The sequence below is a fragment of the Arthrobacter sp. MYb214 genome, assembly GCF_002979865.1.
Taxonomy (GTDB): domain Bacteria; phylum Actinomycetota; class Actinomycetes; order Actinomycetales; family Micrococcaceae; genus Glutamicibacter.
Window position 1 is genome coordinate 62056 of the sequence record NZ_PCPZ01000008.1, and the last position, 20771, is coordinate 82826.

Sequence of the window (20771 nt, forward strand, 5' to 3'; positions counted from 1 at the left end):
GCACCCGAGTTCTCTTACTTCTTGAGCATGCCCTCGAAGCGTTAAACAGCTAACGGCGGCTATTCTCTTTGCGAGAATAGCCGCCGTTAGCTGTTGGAGTATCGCTTACTTGCCAGCTTCGATTTCAGCCTTGGCCGTCGAATCCGAATCGTTCAGGAACTTGCCGATGCGGTCGACTTCTTCAGTCTCGCCGATGGCTGCGGCCGCACGGCCCAGCGCATAGAGCGAGCGAAGGAAGCCTCGGTTTGGCTCATGGCGCCAAGGCACAGGGCCCTGTCCGCGCCAGCCGGCTTTGCGCAGCGAGTCCAAGCCTCGGTGGTAGCCAACTCGTGCGAACGCGTACGACTCCACGATGCGGCCCTCACTGTGCGCTTCGTTGGCAAGCAGCGCCCAAACCAGTGACGAGGCAGGGAACTTTGCCGCCAAGTCCGTGGCTTCATCACCGGCTTCATAGCGTGCCAGCACTTCGGTTTCTTCCGGAAGCAGGGTTTCCGGGATACCCAGCAGGTTTTCTCCGACCATGGTTACTTCAGCGACTTTCCGGCCGAGCCTAGCTGCTGGGCAGCTTCAACGATGCGGGCAGCCATGGACTCTTCAGCCTTGGCGCCCCAAACGCGCGGGTCATAGGTCTTCTTGTTGCCAACTTCGCCGTCGATCTTCAGCACGCCATCGTAGTTGCCCAGCATGTGGCCTGCGACCGGACGGGTGAATGCGTACTGGGTGTCGGTGTCGATGTTCATCTTGATCACGCCGTAGGCAACAGCGTCAGCGATTTCCTGCTCGGAGGAGCCCGATCCGCCGTGGAATACGAGATCGAATGGGTTAGCCTTGCCGATTTTGGCACCAACCTGGGCCTGGATATCCTTCAGGATCTCTGGGCGCAGCTTTACGTTGCCTGGCTTGTAAACGCCGTGGACGTTGCCGAAGGTCAGCGCGGTGATGTAGCGTCCCTTTTCACCGGCGCCCAAAGCCTCGATGGTAGCCAAGGCATCTTCGACGGTGCTGTACAGCTTGTCGTTGATCGCGTTCTCGACGCCATCTTCTTCGCCGCCCACGGCACCAATTTCAACTTCGAGGATCTGCTTCGCGGCAGCGGTGCGTGGCAGCAGTTCAGCAGCAATACGCAGGTTCTCTTCGAGGGTCTCAGCCGAGCCGTCCCACATGTGGGAGTTGAAGAATGGATCGCGGCCTGCAGCGACTTCAGCCTCCGAAGCGGCCAGCAGCGGCAACACGAAACCGTCCAGCTTGTCCGCTGGGCAGTGGTCGGTATGCAAGGCGATGTTCACGCCGTAGTTCTTGGCAACCTGGCGCGCGAAGGCCGCGAAGCCCAGCGAGCCGGTAACCATATCCTTGATGGATGCACCAGACCAGTATGCGGCGCCGCCGGTGGAGACCTGGATGATGCCGTCGGATTCAGCCTCTGCGAAGCCGCGAATTGCGGCGTTCAGAGTCTGCGAGCTGGTCACGTTCACTGCTGGGAAGGCGTAGCCGCCTGCCTTGGCAGCATCGATCATTGCATTGTACTTATCGGGGGTTGCGATAGGCATGCTTCACTCCTGGTGATTAGCGAGGTTACGCGTCTCCATTGACGGCGGTTCGCCATCCATCCTATCGGCTATGTCACTAACTAAGCCCTAAATCTCGTATCGTGACACGGGGAATTCCGCGGTTTACCGCAAAGCAAACGGCCAACCCAGATGAGAGCTTGTCTCATTATGGTTGGCCGCTGGCTTTTTACGTTCTCTATTCGGTTGTTGCGCTTACAGAGGTGCTTCCCGACGGAGCTAGCTGTGTCTTGGTCGTGGTGCTGGGCACTGATGCAGAGCTCTTGGAAGCCGCCGGAGTTTCAGTTCCGGTCGAGGCCGACTTCGACGAATCCGTCTTTGGTGCAGAAGCTGAGCCGGTTGGAGTATCCGTAACGGCTTCTTCTTCTGGCTTCGTTGGCTCTGGAGTTGGAGCCTCCACCTCATCAGTGGCATCCGGATCTTCGGGTCCGTCCGTAGCGCCTGGACTCTTCGAATCGTCAGGGCTCTTGGAACTATCTGGGCTCTTCGAGCTATCAGGGCTCTTCGAACCGTCCGGGCTCTGTGAACCATCTGGAGACTGCGAACCGCTCGGGCTTTCACTCTCGCTCGGCGACGGGCGCTGTGATTCCGATGGGCTTGGCTTCGGCCGTGGAATGCTTGGAGTGTCATCCTCGGGGACAATGACGTCTGGATCCGGGCCGCTTGGAGCCTTATCAGGAACGCGGGAGCCGTTGCCCTTGGGAGCACTGCCCGCATTGACTGTCAGCCGCTGCGAATTAATCATCGCCTGGCGCTGGCCCGGAATGGTTGGCAGGTAGTTGCGCGGATCATGCCAACGGCCGTCGATGATGACCTCGAAGTGCACGTGGCAACCGGTCGAGTTGCCGGTAGTGCCAGCCAGGGCGATCAGTTCACCCTGCTCGACTCGCTGCCCCACCTTGGCAATCAACTTCGAATTGTGGCTGTAGCCAGTCTGGACATTGCTGCCGTGGTCGATAGTCACGCGCATGCCGGAGTGCCCAGCCCATGCCGATACGGTCACCGTTCCAGCTTCAGAAGCGTAGACCGGCGAGCCGCAGGAAATAGGGTAGTCCTGGCCAATGTGGATCTGGTTGCCAGGACCGGTAGGGTTGGCACGCCAGCCATAAGGGCTGGAAATACTGCGGGTCTTGACCGGGTGCATCAGTTGCAGGTCGCCAGGCAATTTGCCGAGCTCGCCGACCATGCCCGCAAGCAGAGCTGAGGATTCGTTGTCATTGCCGGACGCTTCTGAGCCCGCGTCAGCGCCATCAAGCATTCCAACGGGACGGCCGTCAATAGCCAGCTCCTTGCCGGAACCGCCAAATGAGTTCAGCGGCGCATCTGCACTGACGTAGACCGGTCCGTTGAACATTGATGGATCTGCCACAGCATCGATGCCTACAGGGATATCGCCCTGCCTGGAGTCACCGGCCTGAGCCATGATCGGGATCGCCAGGGCTCCCGTCAGTCCGAGCGCGGCGACGATAGAAGTGGACCATATAACCAATGGCCTTCTGCGTCGAGGCAGCCCGGGCAACAGCAAGTCACGGTTTACTTGATGACGTCGTTTCACGACCGCCCTCTCCCAGATCACGTTTTCATAACTAAAACCCAGAGTAGGCGGAAAATGATAACTAATCCAGATGCTCGACTAAACTCGTCAGTATTAAATTTCTTGTTAACCTACTTTTTGCCCAAACACGTGCCTGCGTACCCACGCATGCATGGCAATCCCGGCTGCGGATGCCGCGTTGATTGAACGAGTCGAGCCGAACTGCTCGATGGACAAGGTGTCCTTGGCCGCAACGTGGACTTCCGGGCTGAGTCCCGGACCTTCCTGCCCGAAGACCAGCACGCAGTCCTTCGGCAGGTCGTAGGTCTCCAGTGGAACGGAGTCCGGGAAGATATCGATTCCCAGAATCGTCAGCCCCTCGCCCTCAGCCCAGGCAACGAACTCCTCCACCGTTGCATGGTGGCGTACGTGCTGGTAACGATCAGTAACCATGGCGCCTCGTCGATTCCAGCGGCGACGGCCGATGATATGGACTTCTTTGGCCAGGAAAGCGTTTGCGCTGCGTACCACGGTGCCGATGTTCATATCGTGCTGCCAGTTTTCAATGGCGATATGGAAATCGTGGCGGCGTTCGTCAAGATCAGCAATGATGGCGTCCATCGTCCAGTAGCGGTACTTGTCCGCGACGTTGCGCCGGTCGCCCTCGGCAAGCAACTGGGGATCGTATTTTCCGTCGGTTGGCAGTTCCCCCTCCCAGGGGCCTACTCCGATCACATGCTGCGCGCTCGGGTCATTAACTGGTTCATGCGTTTCTTCGTTCACAGTATTAAGCCTAGTTCGTTATGTTCGCGCCCTTGTTCACGGCGCATTTGCGTGCGCCTGTGTAATCTCTTAATAGAACGGGATACTTTCAGTGCCGATAGCTCCCACCAAATATTTCCCTAGGGAGGATCCACGCCTCGTGACAACTTCAATCCGCGGTACGCGAACTGTCCACGACATCAAATGCTGGCTCACGGACATGGACGGCGTATTGGTTCACGAGAACCAGGCCATCAAGGGCGCCGCCGAGATGCTGAGCTACTGGCGCGACAACAACCTGCGCTTCCTGGTCCTGACCAATAACTCCATCTACACCCCGCGCGATCTGCGTGCCCGCCTATTGGCCTCGGGCCTGGACGTCCCGGAGGAAAACATCTGGACCTCCGCGATGGCCACTGCAGAGTTCCTGGCTCGCCAGCGCCCCGGCGGCCGCACCTTCGTCATTGGCGAAGCCGGTTTGACCACTGCCCTGCATGATGCGGGGTTCATCATGACCGACCAGAACCCTGACTACGTCGTGCTGGGCGAAACCCGCACCTACTCTTTCGAAGCCATCACCAAGGCCATCCGCCTGATCGAAGGCGGGGCGAAGTTCATCGCCACCAACCCGGACGCTACCGGGCCGTCCACCGAAGGCATTATGCCAGCCACCGGTGCGATCGCGGCCTTGATCTCGCGTGCAACCAACCGCGAGCCATACGTGGTGGGCAAGCCGAACCCAATGATGTTCCGTTCTGCCCTGAACCGAATCGATGCGCACTCGGAAACCACCGCAATGATCGGCGACCGCATGGACACCGATATCGTTGCGGGCATGGAAGCCGGACTGCTGACCGCATTGGTCTACACCGGCATCACCGCCCGCGAGGACATGGACACCTTCCCGTTCCGCCCGGACCTGCAGTTCCCATCCGTGGCGAATCTGCACGCGGAACTCGCCAAGGGTACCGCTGCAGCGGAAGCGCCTGCAGCCAAGAAGTAGCAGCTAGCGGATTCAGCAAGGCCGGGCTTTTGCCCGGCCTTGCTGCGTTGACGCAAGATTCCGGAAGTATGCTGAAACCGTGACCGAGCAAGTACCGAACGAGGTCCCGAGCGCGCGGAAGCGTGGACGGCCCAAAGGCAGCACCACGGGGACAACTAGAGCGGCGATCCTCAAAGCCGCGTCCAAGGAGTTCTCCCGTGCCGGATACGAGGCAGCCAGCCTCCGGTCGGTAGCGCGCCGAGCCGGGGTGGATCCAGCACTGGTTCACCACTATTTCAAGGACAAGAGCGACTTGTTTGTCCAGACCATGCGCATCCCCGTCAACCCAGGGGAAATCATCGCCGAGGCGGCAACAGCGCCGTTGGAGGAGATGGGCGAGGCGCTGACTCGCGCATTGCTCGCTACCTGGCGCAAGCCGGCTTTCCGCACGGCTGCAACGGCAACGATCCGGGGCTTGGTCTCCAGCAGCAGCGCGGCGAAAGTCCTCCGTCCATTCCTGCAAGAGCAGATCTTCTCGCGCTTGGGTGCGCGTTTGCCGGAAGAAAGCGCCGAGCCGAGGGTAGCCCTGGTGGCCAGCCAAATTGTCGGCCTGATTGTCGCGCGCTACATCATTGGCTTGGAGCCTTTGGCCTCCATGGATGATGAGCAGGTTATCGAGCTGGTGGCCCCCACCATCCAGCGCTACCTCACCGGCCAATTGCCTGCGTTGAACCATTGACATGCTGCTGGCAGAGGTCCCTAATTCATTATGTGATGAATAAAACGGCTTGTGTCGATGTGCAGCGGCTCGACGTCAGACGCGGAAGGGCATTGGTCCTGGACCACGTGGAATTCCAGCTCGCGCCGGGACGGATCATCGGCTTGCTCGGCCCCAGCGGCAGCGGCAAGAGCACCTTGCTGCGAAGCATCGTGGGCAACCAGGTCATCAGCAGCGGAACAGTCTCCGTTCTCGGAAAGCCCGCCGGGCACAAGTCCCTGCGCAACCGGGTCGGCTATATGACCCAGGCAGCCAGCGTCTATGACGATTTGAGCGTCCGGCAGAACATCGCCTACTTCGCCAAGATCCTCGGCCAGCCCCCAGCAGAAGTGGATCGAGTCCTCGAAGCCACGGACCTGGCGGACCAGGCTAGCCGGCTGGCCATGGGCCTGTCCGGCGGACAGCGCAATCGGGTGTCCTTGGCCATCGCGCTGCTCGGCTCGCCGGAAATTGTCATCCTGGATGAACCCACGGTGGGTTTGGACCCGGTGCTGCGTGCGGATCTGTGGGCGATGTTCTCGCAGTTGGCGGCCACCGGCCTGTGCCTTGTCGTCTCCAGCCATGTCATGGACGAAGCCATGCGTTGCGATGAAATCCTGCTGCTGCGCGAGGGGAAGCTGCTCGGCCAGATGAGCCCGGCTGCATTGATGGAGTCAACCGGTGCAGACAATCCCGAAAATGCCTTCGTTGCCCTGATCGCGGCAAAAGGGAACCAGCCATGAAACGGACACTCGCCACCGCCGGGAGGGTCCTGGCCCAGGTGCGCCATGACCCGCGGACCATTGCCTTGATGCTCATCGTGCCCAGCCTGCTGATCGGCCTGATCGCATGGATCTTCACCGACACCCCGGCCTTCAGCCGCATTGGCCCGGCTATGATCGCCTTGTTCCCCTTCGTGGTCATGTTCCTGGTAACCAGCATCGCAACACTGCGCGAGCGGCGCAGCGGAACCCTTGAGCGCTTGCTGAGCATGCCGCTGGCCAAGGGCGAATTCATCTTCGGCTACGCGCTGGCGTTCACCCTGGTTGCGATCCTCCAGACCATGATCGCGGTCAGTTTCGCCATCTGGGTTTGCGGCTTGGAGATCGAAGGCAGTTTCTGGCTGCTGTTCGCGGTGGCCGCCCTCGACGCGCTGCTGGGCATCAGCCTCGGCCTGATGGCCAGCGCCTTCGCACGCACCGAATTCCAGGTGGTTCAGTTCATGCCGGCGCTGGTCATCCCGCAGTTCCTGCTGTCCGGAATCATCCTGACCCGCGAGCAGCTGCCCGGCGCGCTGGAGGCCATCGGCGACTGGCTTCCGCTGTCCCACGCCATCGACGCCCTCTCGGATGCCGCGGCGGGAACAGTGGATTCGGCGACGGCAAGCAGCATGCTGGTCATCGCCGCCTGGATCGCCGCCGCGCTGATCGTCGGTTCCCTGACCCTGCGGCGGCGCACCGCCTAGCGGCTACGCGATGTCCACCGGGGTGTCCAGCACGCGGCCCTCGGCCACTTCGCGCACCTTCCCGGTGATCCGGAACTCGGCCTGCAGTGGCAGGTCCTCGCTGCTGGTTCCCACCAGCGCGGTGAACTTGCCCGGTTCCACAATGCGCTTCCCGGACAGCCCGGTGAACGAGGTCCGGTCCGCATGCACGGTGAAAGCCACGCGCTTCGACTCCCCTGCCTCAAGCTGCACCTTGGCGAAGCCGGCTAGCCAGCGGCGCGGGCGCACCACCTGCGACACCGCGTCAGCCAGGTACAGCTGCACCACTTCGGCGCCGGAGCGCGCTCCGGTATTGGCCACGGTGGCACTGACCCGAATGGTGCCGTCGGCAGCGATTTCAGTTTCCGGCAGTTCCAGACCGGAGATCTCGAAGCTGGTGTAGGAGCTGCCGTAGCCGAAGGGGTAGAGCGGACGCGGATCGAGGTTGGTTACGCCTTCTGAATGCCAGGCCAGCTTGGAAGCCAGGTAGGTGCCCGGCTGCCCGCCGATATGGTCGGGGATCTGCACCGGCAGCTTGCCCGAGGGGTTGACCTCGCCGGTCAGCACGCCAGCCAGTGCCGGCCCGCCTTCCATCCCGGGCATGAAGCACTGGATGATCGCCGCGGTGCGATCAGCGAATTGCCCCAGCGAATACGGACGCCCGGTGACCAGCACCAGAACCGTCGGGGTGCCCGTGGCCAGCACGGCTTCCACCAGATCCCCCTGCCGCCCGGGCAGGCGCAGGTCGACGACGTCGCAGCCCTCCCCCGAGGTGCCACGGCCGAAGAGCCCGGCGAGGTCGCCAACGGCAACCACCGCGACTTCGGCGTTGCGGGCGGCCTGGACCGCCTGGGCGATGCCCGAATCATCCAGATCGGTGAAGTCCACGCCACGGGCATACTCGATCTGCGATCCGGTGAGCGCGGGAGCCTGCTGCAAGGCTTCGAGGATCGAGGCCATCGGCACGCCGTAGTCCTGCTGCTCGGCGAAGCGCGAGTAGACATGATTGGTGAAGGAGTAGCAGCCCAGGTGGGTGCGCGGCTGGGAGGCGCTGGGCCCGATGACCGCCAAGCGTGCCGGGCTGGCCAAGGGCAGGATCTGCTCGTTGCGCAGCAGGATGATCGATTCCTCGGCCATTTTCCGGGCATGGGCACGGTTATCGGCCGAATCCAGTTCCACGTCATCGCCCAGCCAGGCCTGGCGCGGGTTCCAGCCCGGATCCAGCAGGCCCATCTGCAGTTTCTGGGCCAGCACGCGGCGCACCGCGGTGTCCAGGACTTCCTGCTCCAGCGCTCCGGCGCGGACCGCCTGGGCCAGGTTGGCGAAGGCGGTGGTCTCCGGGAGCTCAACGTCCATGCCGGCTTCCAGGGACAGCCGGCCCGCGGCGTCCTCGTCTTCTGCCACTTCGTGCATGCTGTGCAGGAAGCTGACGGACCAGTAGTCCGCCACGACGGTTCCCGCGAAGCCCCAGCGGCCCCGCAGCACTTCGGTGAGCAGCCGGTGGCTGCCAGCGGGCGCTTCGCCATCCACGTCCGCATAGGAGTTCATCACGGACTTCACTCCACCCTCGCGAACCGCGCGTTCGAACGGCGGGAACACCGTGTCTTCCAGCGCCCGGGGGCCCATGGAGACCGGCGCGTGGTTGCGCCCGGCTTGCGAGGCCGCGTAGCCGGCGAAGTGCTTCAAGGTGGCGTGCACCCCCGAGTCCTGCAGGCCGCGCACGTAGGCTACGCCCAGCTCCCCAACCAGGTGGGGGTCTTCGCCCATGGTCTCTTCCACCCGGCCCCAGCGGTAGTCGCGGGTGACGTCCAAGACCGGGGACAGGCCCTGGTGCACTCCCATCTTCAGCATGTCGGCGCCGATGCGCCGGGCCATGCCGCCAATGAGGTCCGGGTTGAAGGTGGCGCCCCAGGCAATGGACGCCGGGTAGCAGGTCGCGCCAAGGGTGGTGAATCCGGTCAGGCATTCCTCGTGGGCGATGGCCGGGATGCCCAAGCGGTTCGCGGCAATGACCTGTTCTTGCAGCTCGACCAGGCGTTCGCGGCCTTCGGCGGGGGCCAGCGGGATGGTGCCGAAGGCGCGGGTGATATGCCCCAAGCCGTCCTTGATGGCGGTTTCGAAGCTGGGGCCTGCGGTGAAGGTGTCGGCCATCGGCGCGACGTTGCCTTCCCCGTCCTGGTTTTCTTCCTCCGGGCGGATCCAGAACGAGCCCAGCTGCCCGGCTTTCTCTTCCAGGGTCATTTCATCCATGAGCGCGGCGACGCGCTGTTCGGCAGGAAGTGAGATGTCGTGCCAGGTTTGCTCGACGGTTTTCATGGCAGTTCCTTGTCTTCAAAGATTTCGATTGCTTGCGGGGGCGGATCAGCCCTTGACTGCGCCCTGCAGTCCATTGACGATGCGCTTCTGCATGGCCAGGAAGAAGATCAGTGCCGGGATCATCGCCAGCGCGGTGAACGCGAAGACGCCGGCGGTGTCGGCCGAGTGCTCGCTGGAGTAGTCGGCGACGCCCAGCGGCAAGGTGCGCATATCCCCTTGCAGCAGCAGCAACGGCAGCAGGTAGGCATTCCACGAGCCGACGAAGGCCAGTACGCCGACGGTGACCATGCCCGGCCCGGACAATGGCAGCAGGATCCTCCAGAAGAAGCCGATGCGGCTGGCGCCATCGAGCTGGGCGGCTTCTTCCAGCTCCTGGGGCAGCGCCATCAGGAAGGGGCGCAGGATGACCACGGTCATGGGCAGCGCGAAGGCCGCCTGCGGCAGGGCGACGCCCCACCAGGTGTTGCCCATGTCCAGGTCCCGGGTAATCAGGATGAACAGCGGAACAATCGCCACGGTGGCCGGGAACAGCAAGCCAAGCACGAAGACCATGAAGATCGGCTCGCGCAGGCGGAACGTGTAGCGGGCCAGCGGGTAGGCAGCCATGATGCCGAAGACCACCACGACGATGGTGGTGATCACCGCGATCATCGTGGAGTTCAGCGCGTACTGCCAGAAATCCGGGTTCTTCAGCACGCCGGCGTAGTTCTCCAGCACCCACGGCTCGGGAAGGCCTGCCGGGTTCTCGGCCAGCTGCGCGTTGGTGCGAAACCCGCCGAGCACCCCGTAGAGGACCGGGCCCAGGGTGATCGCGACAACCGCCAAGGCGATGGCGTAGACCAGGACGTTTCCGCCTTGCCGGCCGTTGCGCTGCTTGGCGCGTTTTGCCTGGGCGGGGGTGTGCTGGGGCCTGGTAGCCAGGGTGGCGCTCATGCTTTGGCCTTCTTCCGCTTCGTGCGCTCATCATCGGGCTGCGAATCCCGCTTGAGGATGAACTGCTGGTAGGAGATGGCCAGAACCAGGGCGACGATGAACAAGATGACCGAGGCGGCCGCGGCGATCCCGAAGTTCTGGCGCTTGGTTCCTTCCGAAACCAGGAAGCTGGCCATCGTGGTGGTGGCGTTGGCCGGTCCGCCGCCGGTGAGGATCCAGACCATGTCGAAGAGCTGCAGCGAGCCGATCATGGACAAGAAGCCCCAGGTGCGCAGGGTGGGGCCCAGCAGCGGGATGGTGATCTTGCGCTGGATCTGCCACCAGGAGGCGCCGTCGATTTCCGCCGCTTCGTAGAGCTCGGACGGCACCCCCTGCAGCCCGGCAAGGAACAGGATCACCGCCAGGCCAAGGTACTTCCAGGTCAGCACTGCCAGCACGGTCCACAAAGCGAGTTCCGGCGTGCCCAGCCAGCCCTGGGCCGGCCCCTGGATTCCCAGCTTGGACAAGATGGTGTCGATCACCCCGTACTGCGGCTGCAGCAGCTGGAACCAGACCACCCCGGCGATGACTTCGGACAGCACGTAGGGCACGAAGATGATGGTGCGCAGCAGGGACTGGATCTTCATCTTCCGGTTCAGCAGCAGGGCGATGCCCAGGCCGATCGGCAGCTGCAGGGCGATGGAGCCGCCGATGATGACCAGGTTATGGACCAGGGCATCGGTGAACACCTCGTTGCCCAGCACCCGGACGTAATTCTTGAAGCCCACGAAGTCCACCAGCGGGCCGAAGCCCTTCCAGTTGTACATCGAGAAGCGCACGGCCTGGATGATGGGGACCAGCATGAAGACCGCGATCAGCAGCAATGCCGGGCTGACGAAGAACAGGATCTCCAGGTTCTTGCGCCGCTGCGCGGGCTTGCGCGTGCGCTTGGCACCGGCAGGCGGCAGTCCGCTTGGCGTGGAACGCCGCCTTTCGGAAAGCCCTGGGCCACCGCTGGCTGGCGGACTGGCTGCGTAGGTTACTTCTGGGGCCACGGCGTGGATCACTTCTCCAGGTCAGCGGCATCTTGGCTGGCGTCGACGATCTTCTGCGCGTCGGATTTGCCGGCGAAGAGCAGGGCGATCTCGTCGTTCATGGCCCCGCCAATGGAGGCGCCGAACGAGGTGTCGAAGTACAGCTGGAAATATGGCGCCTTGTCGCGCACGTCCATCAGCGAAGCCAATGCCGGATCCGAGATCGCGTCCTTGGCCGCCGGGTTGGTCGGCAGGCCCATGTCCAGCTCGGCGAAACCGCGCTGGACCTCGTCGGAGAGCATGTGCTTCACGAAGTCCACCGCCGCGTCGGGGGCGCCTTCGGAAACTGCCCAGGCGTCGCCTCCGCCAAGCTGCGCGGCCGGGTCGCCCTGGCCGCCCTCAATGGCAGGGAAGGGGAACCATCCGGTGTCTTCCCCCATGCCAGTGCCTTCTTCGGTCAGGCCCTGCATGACCCCTGGCTCCCAGTGGCCAGCCAATTCCATGGCTACCTTTCCGGTGGCCAGCAGGCCCGAAGCGGAGGTGGGGCCGGACTGCGCCGGGGTAGAGAGGAAGCCCGGGTTGAATGGCTCGGATTTGATCAGCTGGTCCACGTCTTCCCCGGCCTTGGTGAAGCATTGGTCGCTGAAATCGAGATTGGCGACCGAATCGGCCAGGGTCTGCTGGGAGCATTCGCGCACTGCCGCGTAGTACCAGTAGTGGGCTGCCGGCCATTTGTCGCCGGCGCCGATGGAAATCGGGTCGATGCCTGCCTGCTTCAGCTTCCCGGTGGCCGCAATCAGTTCATCGAAGGTCTGCGGGGCCGAGTCGATGCCCGCTTCCTTGAACAGCGCCTTGTTGTACCAGAACCCCGCGCCGCCCAGCGAGAACGGCAAGGCGTAGGTCTTGCCATCGAGCTGCCAGCCGCCGGCGTTCTCGCCGAGGAAGGCGATTTCCTCGGAGGCCGCCTCGGTCAGGTCCTTGGTCAGCCCGGCGGCCACGTGGGCTGCAAGCTCCCCGCCACCACGTTCCATGTAGACATCCGGGGCGTCGCCGCTCTGGAAGGCCGCATCGAGCTTGGTGAGCATGTCCTCGTGCTGCATTGCGCTGACTTCGACCTCCACCCCTTCATGGGCGGCTTCAAAGTCGGCTGCAACCTGTTCGTAGTAGGCCTTGCCGTCGCCGTTATTGGAGTTGTGCCACCAGGTGATGGTGGTGGTTCCGTCTGCCGGCGTCCCTTCCTGGCCTGCATCGGCGGCGCAGCCGGTGGCCAGCAGGGCAGTCGTGGCGGCCAGCGCCAGAATCTGCGCACCTCGGATCTTGGATAACATGCTCGTGCTCCTCAGCTGTGATGAAGACCTGCCGGCATCGGACGGCAGGCGATTGGCTCCACCAAGAATTGCACCGTGACGCAGGTCATGTCAATCGTTTTCGATAACGTTTTCGAAATCCATTGCGAAAACGTTGTCGAAAGATCCGCAATCGGTCGTCATGCCCCCGTGAAGTCACGGAATTCCGGAGTATTTTGCGCTACTGTTAGTGAAGTGATGACCCCTCAGACCGGAATCCCCGGGATCGCCAATGCCCAGCAGCCGCAGAGCCCCGGCGAGCCTTCCAGCGCACGCGTGACCATCAACGACGTAGCGCGCGCTGCGCAGGTCTCCGTCTCCACCGTCTCGAAGGTCGTCAACGGCCGCTACGGGGTCGCCCCGGCCACCATCGCCAAGGTCCACCAGGTCATCAGCGAACTGGGCTACGAGACCTCGCTGGTCGCCTCCTCGCTGCGCAGCACCCGCACCAACATCATCGGCATCCTGGTGGCGGAGTTCGAGCCCTTCTCGCTGGGCCTGCTCAACGGCATCTCCGCGACCCTGCGCGGAACCCAATACGATTTAATGGCCTACGCGGGCAATCTTTCCCCCGAAGGGCATGCCGGCTGGGAACGCCGCTCCCTGTCCCGCTTGGGCGGAACGCTGATCGACGGCGCCATCATCGTCACCCCCACCGTAGAAGTCCCGCACAGCTCGGTGCCGGTCGTCGCTATTGACCCGCATGCCGGTCCGGAAATGCCGATCGCCATCGACGTGGACAACCATTCCGGGGCCTATACGGCCACCCGGCACCTGCTGGATCTGGGCCATCGCCGCATCGGGCACATCCGCGGGCGCGGGGACCTGGCTTCCGCGCACCTGCGCGAGCAGGGCTACCGCCAAGCGCTGGAAGAGGCCGGCGTGGAATTCGATGGGCAGCTGTCGCACGATGGCGATTACCAGCATGATGCCGCGGTGCAGGCCGCCCATGACCTGCTGGACCTGCCCCAGCCGCCCACGGCAATCTTCGCGGCCAATGACCTCTCGGCCCTGGCCGCCTTGCAGGTGGCCGGCGAGCGCGGGCTGCAGGTTCCCGGCGATCTTTCGATCATCGGCTTCGATGACATCCCGGCCGCGGCACAGTCCTCTCCCCCGCTAAGCACCGTGCGCCAGCCGCTGCATGAGATGGGCGCCCAGGCGGTGAACATGCTGCTGGGCCTGCTTGCGGGCGAGGACGTCCGCTCCCCCGGCCACCTGCCTGCCGTGCTCGTCCCGCGCGAGACCACGGGCCCCGCACGCACCAGCTAGCCGGGAAAAGCAGAGCACCCCGCCGCGCACCGGGAATTCACCGGTGGGCAACGAGGTGCTGTACAGGGAATCGCTTGCCGGCTACAGGCCCAGCTCGTTCTTGCCGTAGGCGAACAGGTACGGTACGCCGGCTTCTTCTTCGATGCGTTCCTTGGCTCCGGTGTCGCGGTCAACGATCACGGCCACGGCAATCACGTTGCCGCCGGCCTTGCGCACGCCCTCGACAGCGGTCAGCGCCGAACCGCCGGTGGTGGAAGTATCCTCGAGCACGATGACATCGCGGCCTTCGACGCTCGGGCCCTCGACCTGGCGGCCCATGCCGTAGGACTTCTGCGCCTTGCGGACCACGAAAGCGTCGATGGCGCGGTCCTTGGCCCGGGCGGTGTGCATGATGGCGGTGCCTACCGGGTCAGCGCCCATGGTCAAGCCGCCCACATTGGTGAATTCCAGCTTGGCCTCGTCCAGCAAGCCAAGCATGACTTCGCCAACCAAGCCCGATGCTTCCTGGTGCAGGGTTACACGGCGCAGATCGATGTAGTAATCAGCTTCCTTGCCCGAGGACAAGGTGACCTTGCCGCGCACAATGGCTAGTTCTTGGATCAGTTCTTTTAGTCGCTCACGGGCGCTGGTTTCGCTCATACCCTCGATTCTAGTCGGCATCATGGCTAGGCTGATTCCATGAACGCAAAACGCCCCTTGGGTTACTGGCTGAAATTGGTGGATTCGCTGATTGACGAGCAGTTTGCAGCGACTTTGGAAGAGCACGGTGTGACACGCAGGCAATGGCAGGTGCTCAACCTGCTGGAGCAGCAACCTGCCACCGAGGCGCAACTGGACGCCGGGCTTTCCCCGTTCTTCGCCTCGCCGGATGAACCGCAATCATTGAGAGAGCACCTTGCCGAGTTGATCGAATCCGGCTGGGTTACGGCAATCAACGGCGAGTATTCCATCACCGATCGGGGCCACACCTCGTTGCTCAAGCTCAGTGAGCTCGTGGAAAAGATCCGCACCCAGTTCGGCCAGGATCTGGACGGTTCCGAATATGACGCGGTGGTCGAGGCCTTGGAGAAGATCGCGCGCAATCTCGGCTGGAACCCGGACCAGGATTCCGAATAGGACCTCCGGGATTTGTTGAGAACAGATTAACTTTCGTTCCCAGCCTGTGCAGCGGTACCGCACGGCGAGGGCTCATGCCTAGGATTAGAAGCATGCGTGAACTGCAAGCAAAGATCATTGAAGAGCTGGGCGTGCGCCCGGAAATCGACGCGGCCGACGAAATTCGCCGTCGTATCGATTTCCTCAAGGACTATCTGGCCGCTACCGGTGCCCGGGGTTTCGTGCTGGGCATCTCCGGCGGCATCGATTCGACGCTGGCTGGGCGCTTGGCCCAGTTGGCCGTTGAAGAGGTGCGCGAATCCGGCGGCGAGGCGCGCTTCGTGTCGGTGCGCCTGCCGCATGGCGTGCAGAAGGATGCGGCCGATGCGGAAGCGGCCATGGATTTCGTGGCTGCCGACGAGCAGTTCGAGGTGAACATCCAAAAGCCTGTCGCCGCTTTCGATGAAGCCCTGGCCGATGCGGGCCACCCGGCGCTGAGCGATTTCAACCGCGGCAACCTCAAGGCCCGCACCCGGATGATCATGCAGTACGCCATGGCTGGGGACCGCGGGATGCTGGTCCTGGGCACCGATCACGCGGCCGAATCGATCACCGGCTTCTTCACCAAGTTCGGCGATGGCGGAGCGGACCTCCTGCCCCTGGCCGGGCTGAATAAGCGCCAGAACCAGGCACTGCTGCGCGAGCTGCAGGCTCCTGAGCTGCTGTGGGCCAAGGAGCCTACCGCGGACCTGCTGGACGGCCAGCCGCTGCGCGCAGATGAAGAGGAACTTGGCCTGACCTATCCGCAGATTGATGACTACCTCGAAGGCCGCGAGATTGACCCTGCGGCAGCCGAGGTCATCGAAAGGCGCTTCGTGGGATCCCGGCACAAGCGCACCGTACCGGCCACCTACTGGGATAAATGGTGGCGCGCTTGAGGATTACCCCAAGCCGGTGATTTCCTTCAGCGCCTGGACATGTTGCGCAAAGGCCTCCTGCCCAGCTGAAGTCAGCTTCGCCCAGGTACGTGGCCTTTTGCCCACATACCCTTTCTTGATCTGCACGTAACCGCCGGCTTCCAGTGCGCTCAGATGCCGGGAAAGCACCGAATCCGAAATGCCGATGGCTTCTTTCAAGGATTTGAAATCGGCTTCGTCCACGGCTTGCAAGGAGCCCATCAGTGAAAGCCGTACCGGGTTGGAGAAGTCGTCGTTGAGCCGTTCGCGAGCATGGGCATTCACTTGCGCACCATCGCAATTCCGGTCAGGAACAACGGCGCGGCAACGATAATCCAGATCAACGCGATGGCGCCCCAGCCCATGGGTCCCGCCCCGAGCAAGGCCACTGCCACCGCATAAAGCACCATGCTCGCAATGAACCCCCGAAGATACATCTTGGAATGCCCGCGCGGCAGCGAGCGGTAGAGCTTCCCGTAAGCCAAGGACATTGCTGCAACGGATACGCAGAACAACGCCATGATGACGATGAAGCCGATAAAATCCGCATCGGGACGAAAGACCTGCAGCAGTGCGGCCAGGCCGCCCATGAGCACTCCCAAGATGATGCAATAGGTGCCCAGCAATTTGGCTCCGTACCCGGCGGCACGCTGCATTCCCTGCTGCGCCAACCCCAGGGCGGCCAGTTGCTCTTCAGGGCTCATTTTCTTGCCGGAACTCATTTGCTGGCCGCCTTGCGAGCCTTCTGCTGGCGCTGTGCGTAGACGGACGTCATGGTCATGCAAATTGCCATGAAGAAGCCCATGCCAATGAAGATCAGGGAGTTGTTGCCCGTGGCATAGGCGGTCATGGCCATTGCCGCGAAGGCCAGACCTGCCGCAACGGTGATGATGGTGTACCAGGTGCTGAATGGAATCTTCATTGTCCTGCTCCTTTGGCTTTGATCTTCCGAGTTCCCCAACCATAACAAGTACTTTCCACTTTGGAAAGTACTTGTTATGAATTAGCTGGAAAGATTCCAACGGACGGATGCCCCGGCTACACGAAGGCACTGACTCCGGTCAGGGCACGTCCCACAATCAGCGAATTGATTTCATAGGTGCCTTCATAGGTATGGAGAATCTCGACATCGCAGAAGACCTTGGCCATTTCGAAATCGCTCACAATGCCATTGCCGCCAAGCATCGCTCGGCCCAAGGCGGCCGAATCCCGCGCCAGGCGGGTGGCAGTCGACTTCGCCATTGCCGCATCCACCATGTGCAATTCCGCGCGCTCTTGCTTGCGGGCAATATCGCCCATCATGGAAAGGCAGGCGCTCAGGTTGCCTGCAATTTCGGCCAGGGGCTGCTGAATCAACTGGAAAGCGGCCAGCGGCTGCCCGAACTGCTGGCGCTGCGCGACGTACTCGCTGCAGATGTCGAGCGTTGCCATCATCGCGCCGACAGCCTGCCACCCCACCCACGCGCGAGATTGCATCAATAGCTGGTTTGCCGCAGCGAAGCTGGTCACCCCTGGAAGCTTATTCGCGACGGGAATCCGCACATTCTCCAGCCGAATATCCGCATTCTGCATGCTGCGCAGCCCGATCTTGTGTTCGATCTTGGAGGCGCTATATCCAGGGCGGTCCGCTTCAACGAGGTAGGCCCCGACCTGCGAAGTTTCCTCGTCCTTGGCCCAGACCAGCGCGAAATCGCTGAAGGTGCCCATGCCGATCCACCGCTTGGCCCCGTTCAGAACGTACTGGTCCCCGTCGCGCTGCGCGGTGCTCCGTATGCCGCCGGCGATATCCGATCCATGTTCCGGTTCGGTCAGCGCAAATGCGCCGTAGGCTTCAAAGCCGGCGAGCTTGCCCAGCCATTGCGCGCGCTGCTCCTCCGACCCCAAATCGCGGATCATCCCGAGCACCAGTTCGTTGTGGATGCCGACCACGGATGAGATTGAAATATCGGCGCGGGCGAGTTCTGCATGGATCAGCCCCCGCAGCAGATGCGAGCTGTCCCCCAGCTGCAATCCGCCCAGTCCGAGTTCGGCCAGTTTTCCGATCAGCTCGGTCGGAAATTCTTCGCGGTCCCAATAGCCAACGGACTGCTTGCGCACCTGATGCTGCGCTACCTGCCTGATTCCAAGCAGTCGCTGCCGTTCGGTTCCACTTAGTTCTCCGGCCACATTCAAGAGGTCCATCCGGGGATTCCTTCCAAACCATAGGATGTCCAAGTATATTGTTGGACTAAGTCTTCTTTTGGGGGTATGCACATGACTTCTCCGCTCTCACGCGATCCAATCGCGCAAGCCAGGGAACAATGGATTTCCCATGGATGGTCAGCCGAGGCCGACTCCATGGCCGCAATTACCGCGGTGATGCGCACGGCATCGATTTACCTGCAGCGAGCCGATGCCATCCTCAAGCCGCACGGGCTGACCTTTGCGCGATTCGAAGTACTCGCCTTGCTCGGTTTCTCCAAGCGCGGCTCCCTGCCCATGAGCCAAGCCAGCCAGCTCCTGCAGGTCCACGCCACCAGCCTGACCAATTCGGTAGACCGCCTGGAAGCTACCGGTTTGGTGCGGCGCATCCCGCACCCGACCGACGGCCGCACCCGCCTTTTGGAACTCACGGCCGCAGGCCAGCAAGTGCTGCCAGCGGCCCGCGGCGATCTGAACGAAAAGCTCTTTGCCCAGAGCGATCTCTCCGGCACCGACGCCACCGAGATTTTCGAGATCCTGGCCCGATTCCGCAAGGCCTCCGGGGACTTCCTATAGCGATCCGTCGCGGATCGCGTTGATGATCCCGGAAAAATCGGTTCCCGCATCGCCCTCATCGCTGAACTTGCGGTACAGCGCTGCGGCCAGGGAGCCGAGCTGGGCATCGGTACTCGTATGCTCCAGCGCGCTAGCTGCCAGGCCGAGGTCCTTGGCCATCAGCGCTGCGGCAAATCCTGGCTGGTAATCGCGATTGGCAGGGGAAGCAGGCACAGGTCCGGGCACCGGGCAATTGGTGGTGACCGACCAGCATTGCCCCGACGCGGAGGAAATGACATCGAAGAGCGCCTGGTGCTCCAAGCCCAGCCGTTCTCCGAGCACGAAGGCCTCGGCAGCGCCAATCATCGAGATGCCCAGCAGCATGTTGTTGCAGACCTTGGCGGCCTGGCCTGCGCCGTACCCGCCGCAGTGCACGATCCGCTTGCCCATGTGCTCCAGCAGCGGGGTGATCTCTCCGAGATCTTCGGCCTGCGCACCGAGCATGAACGTCAAAGTCCCCGCTTCTGCCCCGACCACGCCCCCGGACACCGGAGCGTCGGCGCTTCGATGCCCCGCGGAGACCGCAAGCTGCGCCGCTTCACGGGCCTGCGCTACGTCGATGGTGGAGCACTCCAGGAACAGCGTATTGGGCTTGGCGCTATCGAGCAGGTATTCGCGGTAGGCATCGAGCACGTGCTTGCCCGAAGGGAACATCGTGATGACGATGTCCACGCCGGCGGCCGCCTCGGCTCCGGTAGCCACGGTGCCGATGCCTGCTTCTCGGGCGGCCTGCACCGCATCAGGAACCACGTCGAAGCCCTTGATCCGGTAGCCTGCCTTGTGCAGGTTGATGGCCATGGGCAATCCCATATGGCCCATGCCCAGGAATCCGATAACTGGTTTTGCGTTCATGAGTGGCTCTTTTCCGCTAGATCTTCACCGAGCAGTGCGAAAGTTAGTTCTGACCCGAACAGGGGCTCCAAATGCCGTTGCGTGCGCTGGCCCGGGCTTAGCCCCGGGACTGCTTCCGTCCATTGCGGGGTGCGGTCCTTGTCGATGACTGCGGCGCGAATACCCTCGGCGAAATCGGGGTCATCAAGCCGGTGAACGGCAGCCCGATACTCTCGCTGCAGGTCTTTTCTCAAATCCGCTCCAGCCAGGTGGATCAGTTCTTCGGCCAAGCGCACCGAGCTCGGGCAGGCGGCGCCCAATGCCTTCAACGCCTCTTGGGCTTGCGGGTACTCGTGCAGCTCCAGTGCACGCATGACCGCTGGGGTGCTTGCCTCGCCGAAGGCCTGCACCCATTCTTCGTGCAGGAAGCCAGGCTCCGGAGTCTCGGCATAGCTGGCCAGCACCGACGCGGCCGGCTGGACCTCGAGGTCTGCGAGCACGTCGGGGATCCGGGCCTCGGGCACATACGAGTCGGCCAGGCCCAAAGCGATGGTGTCGGCCGCGCCGAATTTCATTCCAGTCAATGCCGCCAATCGTCCGGCCGCATGCGGGGCACGCGCCAGCAAATGCGTTCCGCCTACGTCCGGGAAGAATCCGATACCGACTTCCGGCATGCCGCAACGGCTGGTTTCGGTAACTATGCGATGGCTGCCATGCGCCGAGATGCCGATGCCGCCGCCAAGGACGATTCCGTCCATGAGCGCAATGTACGGCTTGGGGTACTCGTCGATCAGGACGTTGAGCTGGTATTCAATGCGCCAGAAGTCAGCCGAAGCACCGCTGCGGTCCAAGATATCCCGGTAGATCGCCACGATATCCCCGCCGGCGCACAGGCCGCGCTCCCCTGCGCCCATAACCGCTACCTGAGCGATATCCGGGTCATCGCGCCATTCCAGCAGCACGTCGAGGAAGTCGCGGCACATGTCCGCGTTGAGGGCGTTCAGGGCCTTCGGCCGGTTCAGCGTAATGAGCCCCAGGTGCCCCCGGCGTTCGGTCAGAATCTCAGGCAACAGACTCTCCTTTGAGTGATTGAGGTCACCTACTAGTGTCGAATATACTCGGACTTCCAACTA

Annotated in this window: 23 protein-coding genes; 8 read left to right on the forward strand and 15 right to left on the reverse strand. The window is 62.7% G+C overall.

Translation table 11 applies throughout. From position 1 onward, the window contains the following. Positions 1-105 precede the first annotated feature (105 nt). The 4 genes from CQ012_RS16240 to CQ012_RS16255 all read right to left on the reverse strand — a co-directional run bounded on the left by CQ012_RS16240 (position 106) and on the right by CQ012_RS16255 (position 3882). Positions 106-522, reverse strand: coding sequence for a DUF3151 domain-containing protein (locus tag CQ012_RS16240; RefSeq protein ID WP_105657906.1), 417 nt, complete (start codon positions 520-522; stop codon positions 106-108). A gap of 2 nt (positions 523-524) precedes the next feature. Beyond that, positions 525-1547, reverse strand: coding sequence for a class II fructose-bisphosphate aldolase (gene fbaA / locus CQ012_RS16245; RefSeq protein WP_105657905.1), 1023 nt, complete (start codon positions 1545-1547; stop codon positions 525-527). Positions 1548-1743: 196 nt separating this feature from the next. Then, complete coding sequence (locus CQ012_RS16250) at positions 1744-3120, reverse strand: peptidoglycan DD-metalloendopeptidase family protein (RefSeq protein WP_146112983.1); 1377 nt, start codon at positions 3118-3120, stop codon at positions 1744-1746. Between the two features lie 105 nt (positions 3121-3225). Then, the gene (locus tag CQ012_RS16255) at positions 3226-3882 is read right to left on the reverse strand and encodes a TrmH family RNA methyltransferase (protein WP_105662651.1); all 657 of its coding nucleotides are present in this window, start codon (positions 3880-3882) and stop codon (positions 3226-3228) included. A gap of 139 nt (positions 3883-4021) precedes the next feature. Between CQ012_RS16255 and CQ012_RS16260 the strand changes: the two genes are divergently transcribed. The 4 genes from CQ012_RS16260 (at position 4022) to CQ012_RS16275 (ending at position 7065) form a co-directional block, all read left to right on the forward strand. Then, positions 4022-4864, forward strand: a complete 843-nt coding sequence (locus CQ012_RS16260; protein WP_105662652.1) for an HAD-IIA family hydrolase — start codon at positions 4022-4024, stop codon at positions 4862-4864. Positions 4865-4943: 79 nt separating this feature from the next. After that, the gene (locus CQ012_RS16265; RefSeq protein ID WP_181149088.1) at positions 4944-5582 is read left to right on the forward strand and encodes a TetR/AcrR family transcriptional regulator; all 639 of its coding nucleotides are present in this window, start codon (positions 4944-4946) and stop codon (positions 5580-5582) included. 35 nt (positions 5583-5617) lie between these two features. After that, positions 5618-6343 (forward strand): ABC transporter ATP-binding protein, encoded by a 726-nt coding sequence (locus CQ012_RS16270; RefSeq protein WP_105662654.1) that lies wholly within the window; start codon positions 5618-5620, stop codon positions 6341-6343. Next, positions 6340-7065 (forward strand): ABC transporter permease, encoded by a 726-nt coding sequence (locus CQ012_RS16275; protein ID WP_105662655.1) that lies wholly within the window; start codon positions 6340-6342, stop codon positions 7063-7065. The genes CQ012_RS16270 and CQ012_RS16275 overlap by 4 nt, the downstream gene beginning before the upstream one ends. 3 nt (positions 7066-7068) lie before the next feature. Here CQ012_RS16275 and CQ012_RS16280 read toward each other — a convergent pair whose 3' ends face one another. From CQ012_RS16280 to CQ012_RS16295, 4 genes are read right to left on the reverse strand one after another with little or no spacing between them, the layout of a single operon-like run. Then, a complete protein-coding gene (locus CQ012_RS16280) occupies positions 7069-9399 on the reverse strand; it encodes a glycoside hydrolase family 3 N-terminal domain-containing protein (protein ID WP_105662656.1) in 2331 nt (776 codons plus the stop codon). A gap of 45 nt (positions 9400-9444) precedes the next feature. Further along, positions 9445-10332, reverse strand: coding sequence for a carbohydrate ABC transporter permease (locus CQ012_RS16285; RefSeq protein WP_105662657.1), 888 nt, complete (start codon positions 10330-10332; stop codon positions 9445-9447). Further along, positions 10329-11366 (reverse strand): carbohydrate ABC transporter permease, encoded by a 1038-nt coding sequence (locus tag CQ012_RS16290; protein WP_105658004.1) that lies wholly within the window; start codon positions 11364-11366, stop codon positions 10329-10331. The genes CQ012_RS16285 and CQ012_RS16290 overlap by 4 nt, the downstream gene beginning before the upstream one ends. Before the next feature lie 8 nt (positions 11367-11374). Beyond that, a complete protein-coding gene (locus tag CQ012_RS16295) occupies positions 11375-12673 on the reverse strand; it encodes an ABC transporter substrate-binding protein (RefSeq protein WP_105662658.1) in 1299 nt (432 codons plus the stop codon). Positions 12674-12889: 216 nt separating this feature from the next. On the opposite strand from CQ012_RS16295, the gene CQ012_RS16300 reads away from it, so the two are divergent. Then, positions 12890-13960, forward strand: a complete 1071-nt coding sequence (locus CQ012_RS16300) for a LacI family DNA-binding transcriptional regulator (RefSeq protein ID WP_105662659.1) — start codon at positions 12890-12892, stop codon at positions 13958-13960. A gap of 81 nt (positions 13961-14041) precedes the next feature. Here the strand turns inward: CQ012_RS16300 and pyrE are convergent, their stop codons facing one another. After that, positions 14042-14599 carry an orotate phosphoribosyltransferase gene (pyrE, locus tag CQ012_RS16305; RefSeq protein ID WP_181149089.1) on the reverse strand — a complete coding sequence of 186 codons (558 nt, stop codon included), beginning with the start codon at positions 14597-14599 and terminating at the stop codon, positions 14042-14044. A 39-nt stretch (positions 14600-14638) separates the two neighbouring features. On the opposite strand from pyrE, the gene CQ012_RS16310 reads away from it, so the two are divergent. Both CQ012_RS16310 and nadE read left to right on the forward strand, forming a co-directional pair. Continuing rightward, positions 14639-15076 (forward strand): MarR family winged helix-turn-helix transcriptional regulator, encoded by a 438-nt coding sequence (locus CQ012_RS16310; RefSeq protein WP_105657893.1) that lies wholly within the window; start codon positions 14639-14641, stop codon positions 15074-15076. 92 nt (positions 15077-15168) lie between these two features. Then, positions 15169-15993 carry an NAD(+) synthase gene (gene nadE / locus CQ012_RS16315; protein WP_105662661.1) on the forward strand — a complete coding sequence of 275 codons (825 nt, stop codon included), beginning with the start codon at positions 15169-15171 and terminating at the stop codon, positions 15991-15993. 3 nt (positions 15994-15996) lie between these two features. Here nadE and CQ012_RS16320 read toward each other — a convergent pair whose 3' ends face one another. The 4 genes from CQ012_RS16320 to CQ012_RS16335 form a co-directional block, all read right to left on the reverse strand. Further along, positions 15997-16296 (reverse strand): winged helix-turn-helix domain-containing protein, encoded by a 300-nt coding sequence (locus CQ012_RS16320; RefSeq protein WP_105657891.1) that lies wholly within the window; start codon positions 16294-16296, stop codon positions 15997-15999. Then, positions 16293-16733, reverse strand: coding sequence for a hypothetical protein (locus CQ012_RS16325; protein WP_105662662.1), 441 nt, complete (start codon positions 16731-16733; stop codon positions 16293-16295). Before CQ012_RS16325 ends, CQ012_RS16320 begins: the two co-directional genes overlap by 4 nt. Then, a complete protein-coding gene (locus tag CQ012_RS16330) occupies positions 16730-16933 on the reverse strand; it encodes a hypothetical protein (RefSeq protein WP_105657889.1) in 204 nt (67 codons plus the stop codon). Before CQ012_RS16330 ends, CQ012_RS16325 begins: the two co-directional genes overlap by 4 nt. A gap of 116 nt (positions 16934-17049) precedes the next feature. Next, on the reverse strand, positions 17050-18192 hold the full coding sequence (locus CQ012_RS16335; RefSeq protein ID WP_105662663.1) for an acyl-CoA dehydrogenase family protein: 1143 nt from the start codon (positions 18190-18192) through the stop codon (positions 17050-17052). 72 nt (positions 18193-18264) lie between these two features. Here CQ012_RS16335 and CQ012_RS16340 point away from each other — a divergent pair, with 72 nt between their 5' ends. Beyond that, positions 18265-18768: a MarR family winged helix-turn-helix transcriptional regulator gene (locus CQ012_RS16340; protein WP_105658003.1), complete on the forward strand. Its 504-nt coding sequence runs from the start codon at positions 18265-18267 to the stop codon at positions 18766-18768. Here CQ012_RS16340 and mmsB read toward each other — a convergent pair. After that, positions 18763-19659: a 3-hydroxyisobutyrate dehydrogenase gene (mmsB, locus tag CQ012_RS16345; RefSeq protein ID WP_105662664.1), complete on the reverse strand. Its 897-nt coding sequence runs from the start codon at positions 19657-19659 to the stop codon at positions 18763-18765. The two genes, CQ012_RS16340 and mmsB, sit on opposite strands and share 6 nt — an antisense overlap. After that, entirely contained in the window at positions 19656-20708 is a 1053-nt protein-coding gene (locus tag CQ012_RS16350; protein ID WP_105662665.1) for a 3-hydroxyisobutyryl-CoA hydrolase, read from the reverse strand. The genes mmsB and CQ012_RS16350 overlap by 4 nt, the downstream gene beginning before the upstream one ends. Between the last annotated feature and the right edge of the window lie 63 nt (positions 20709-20771).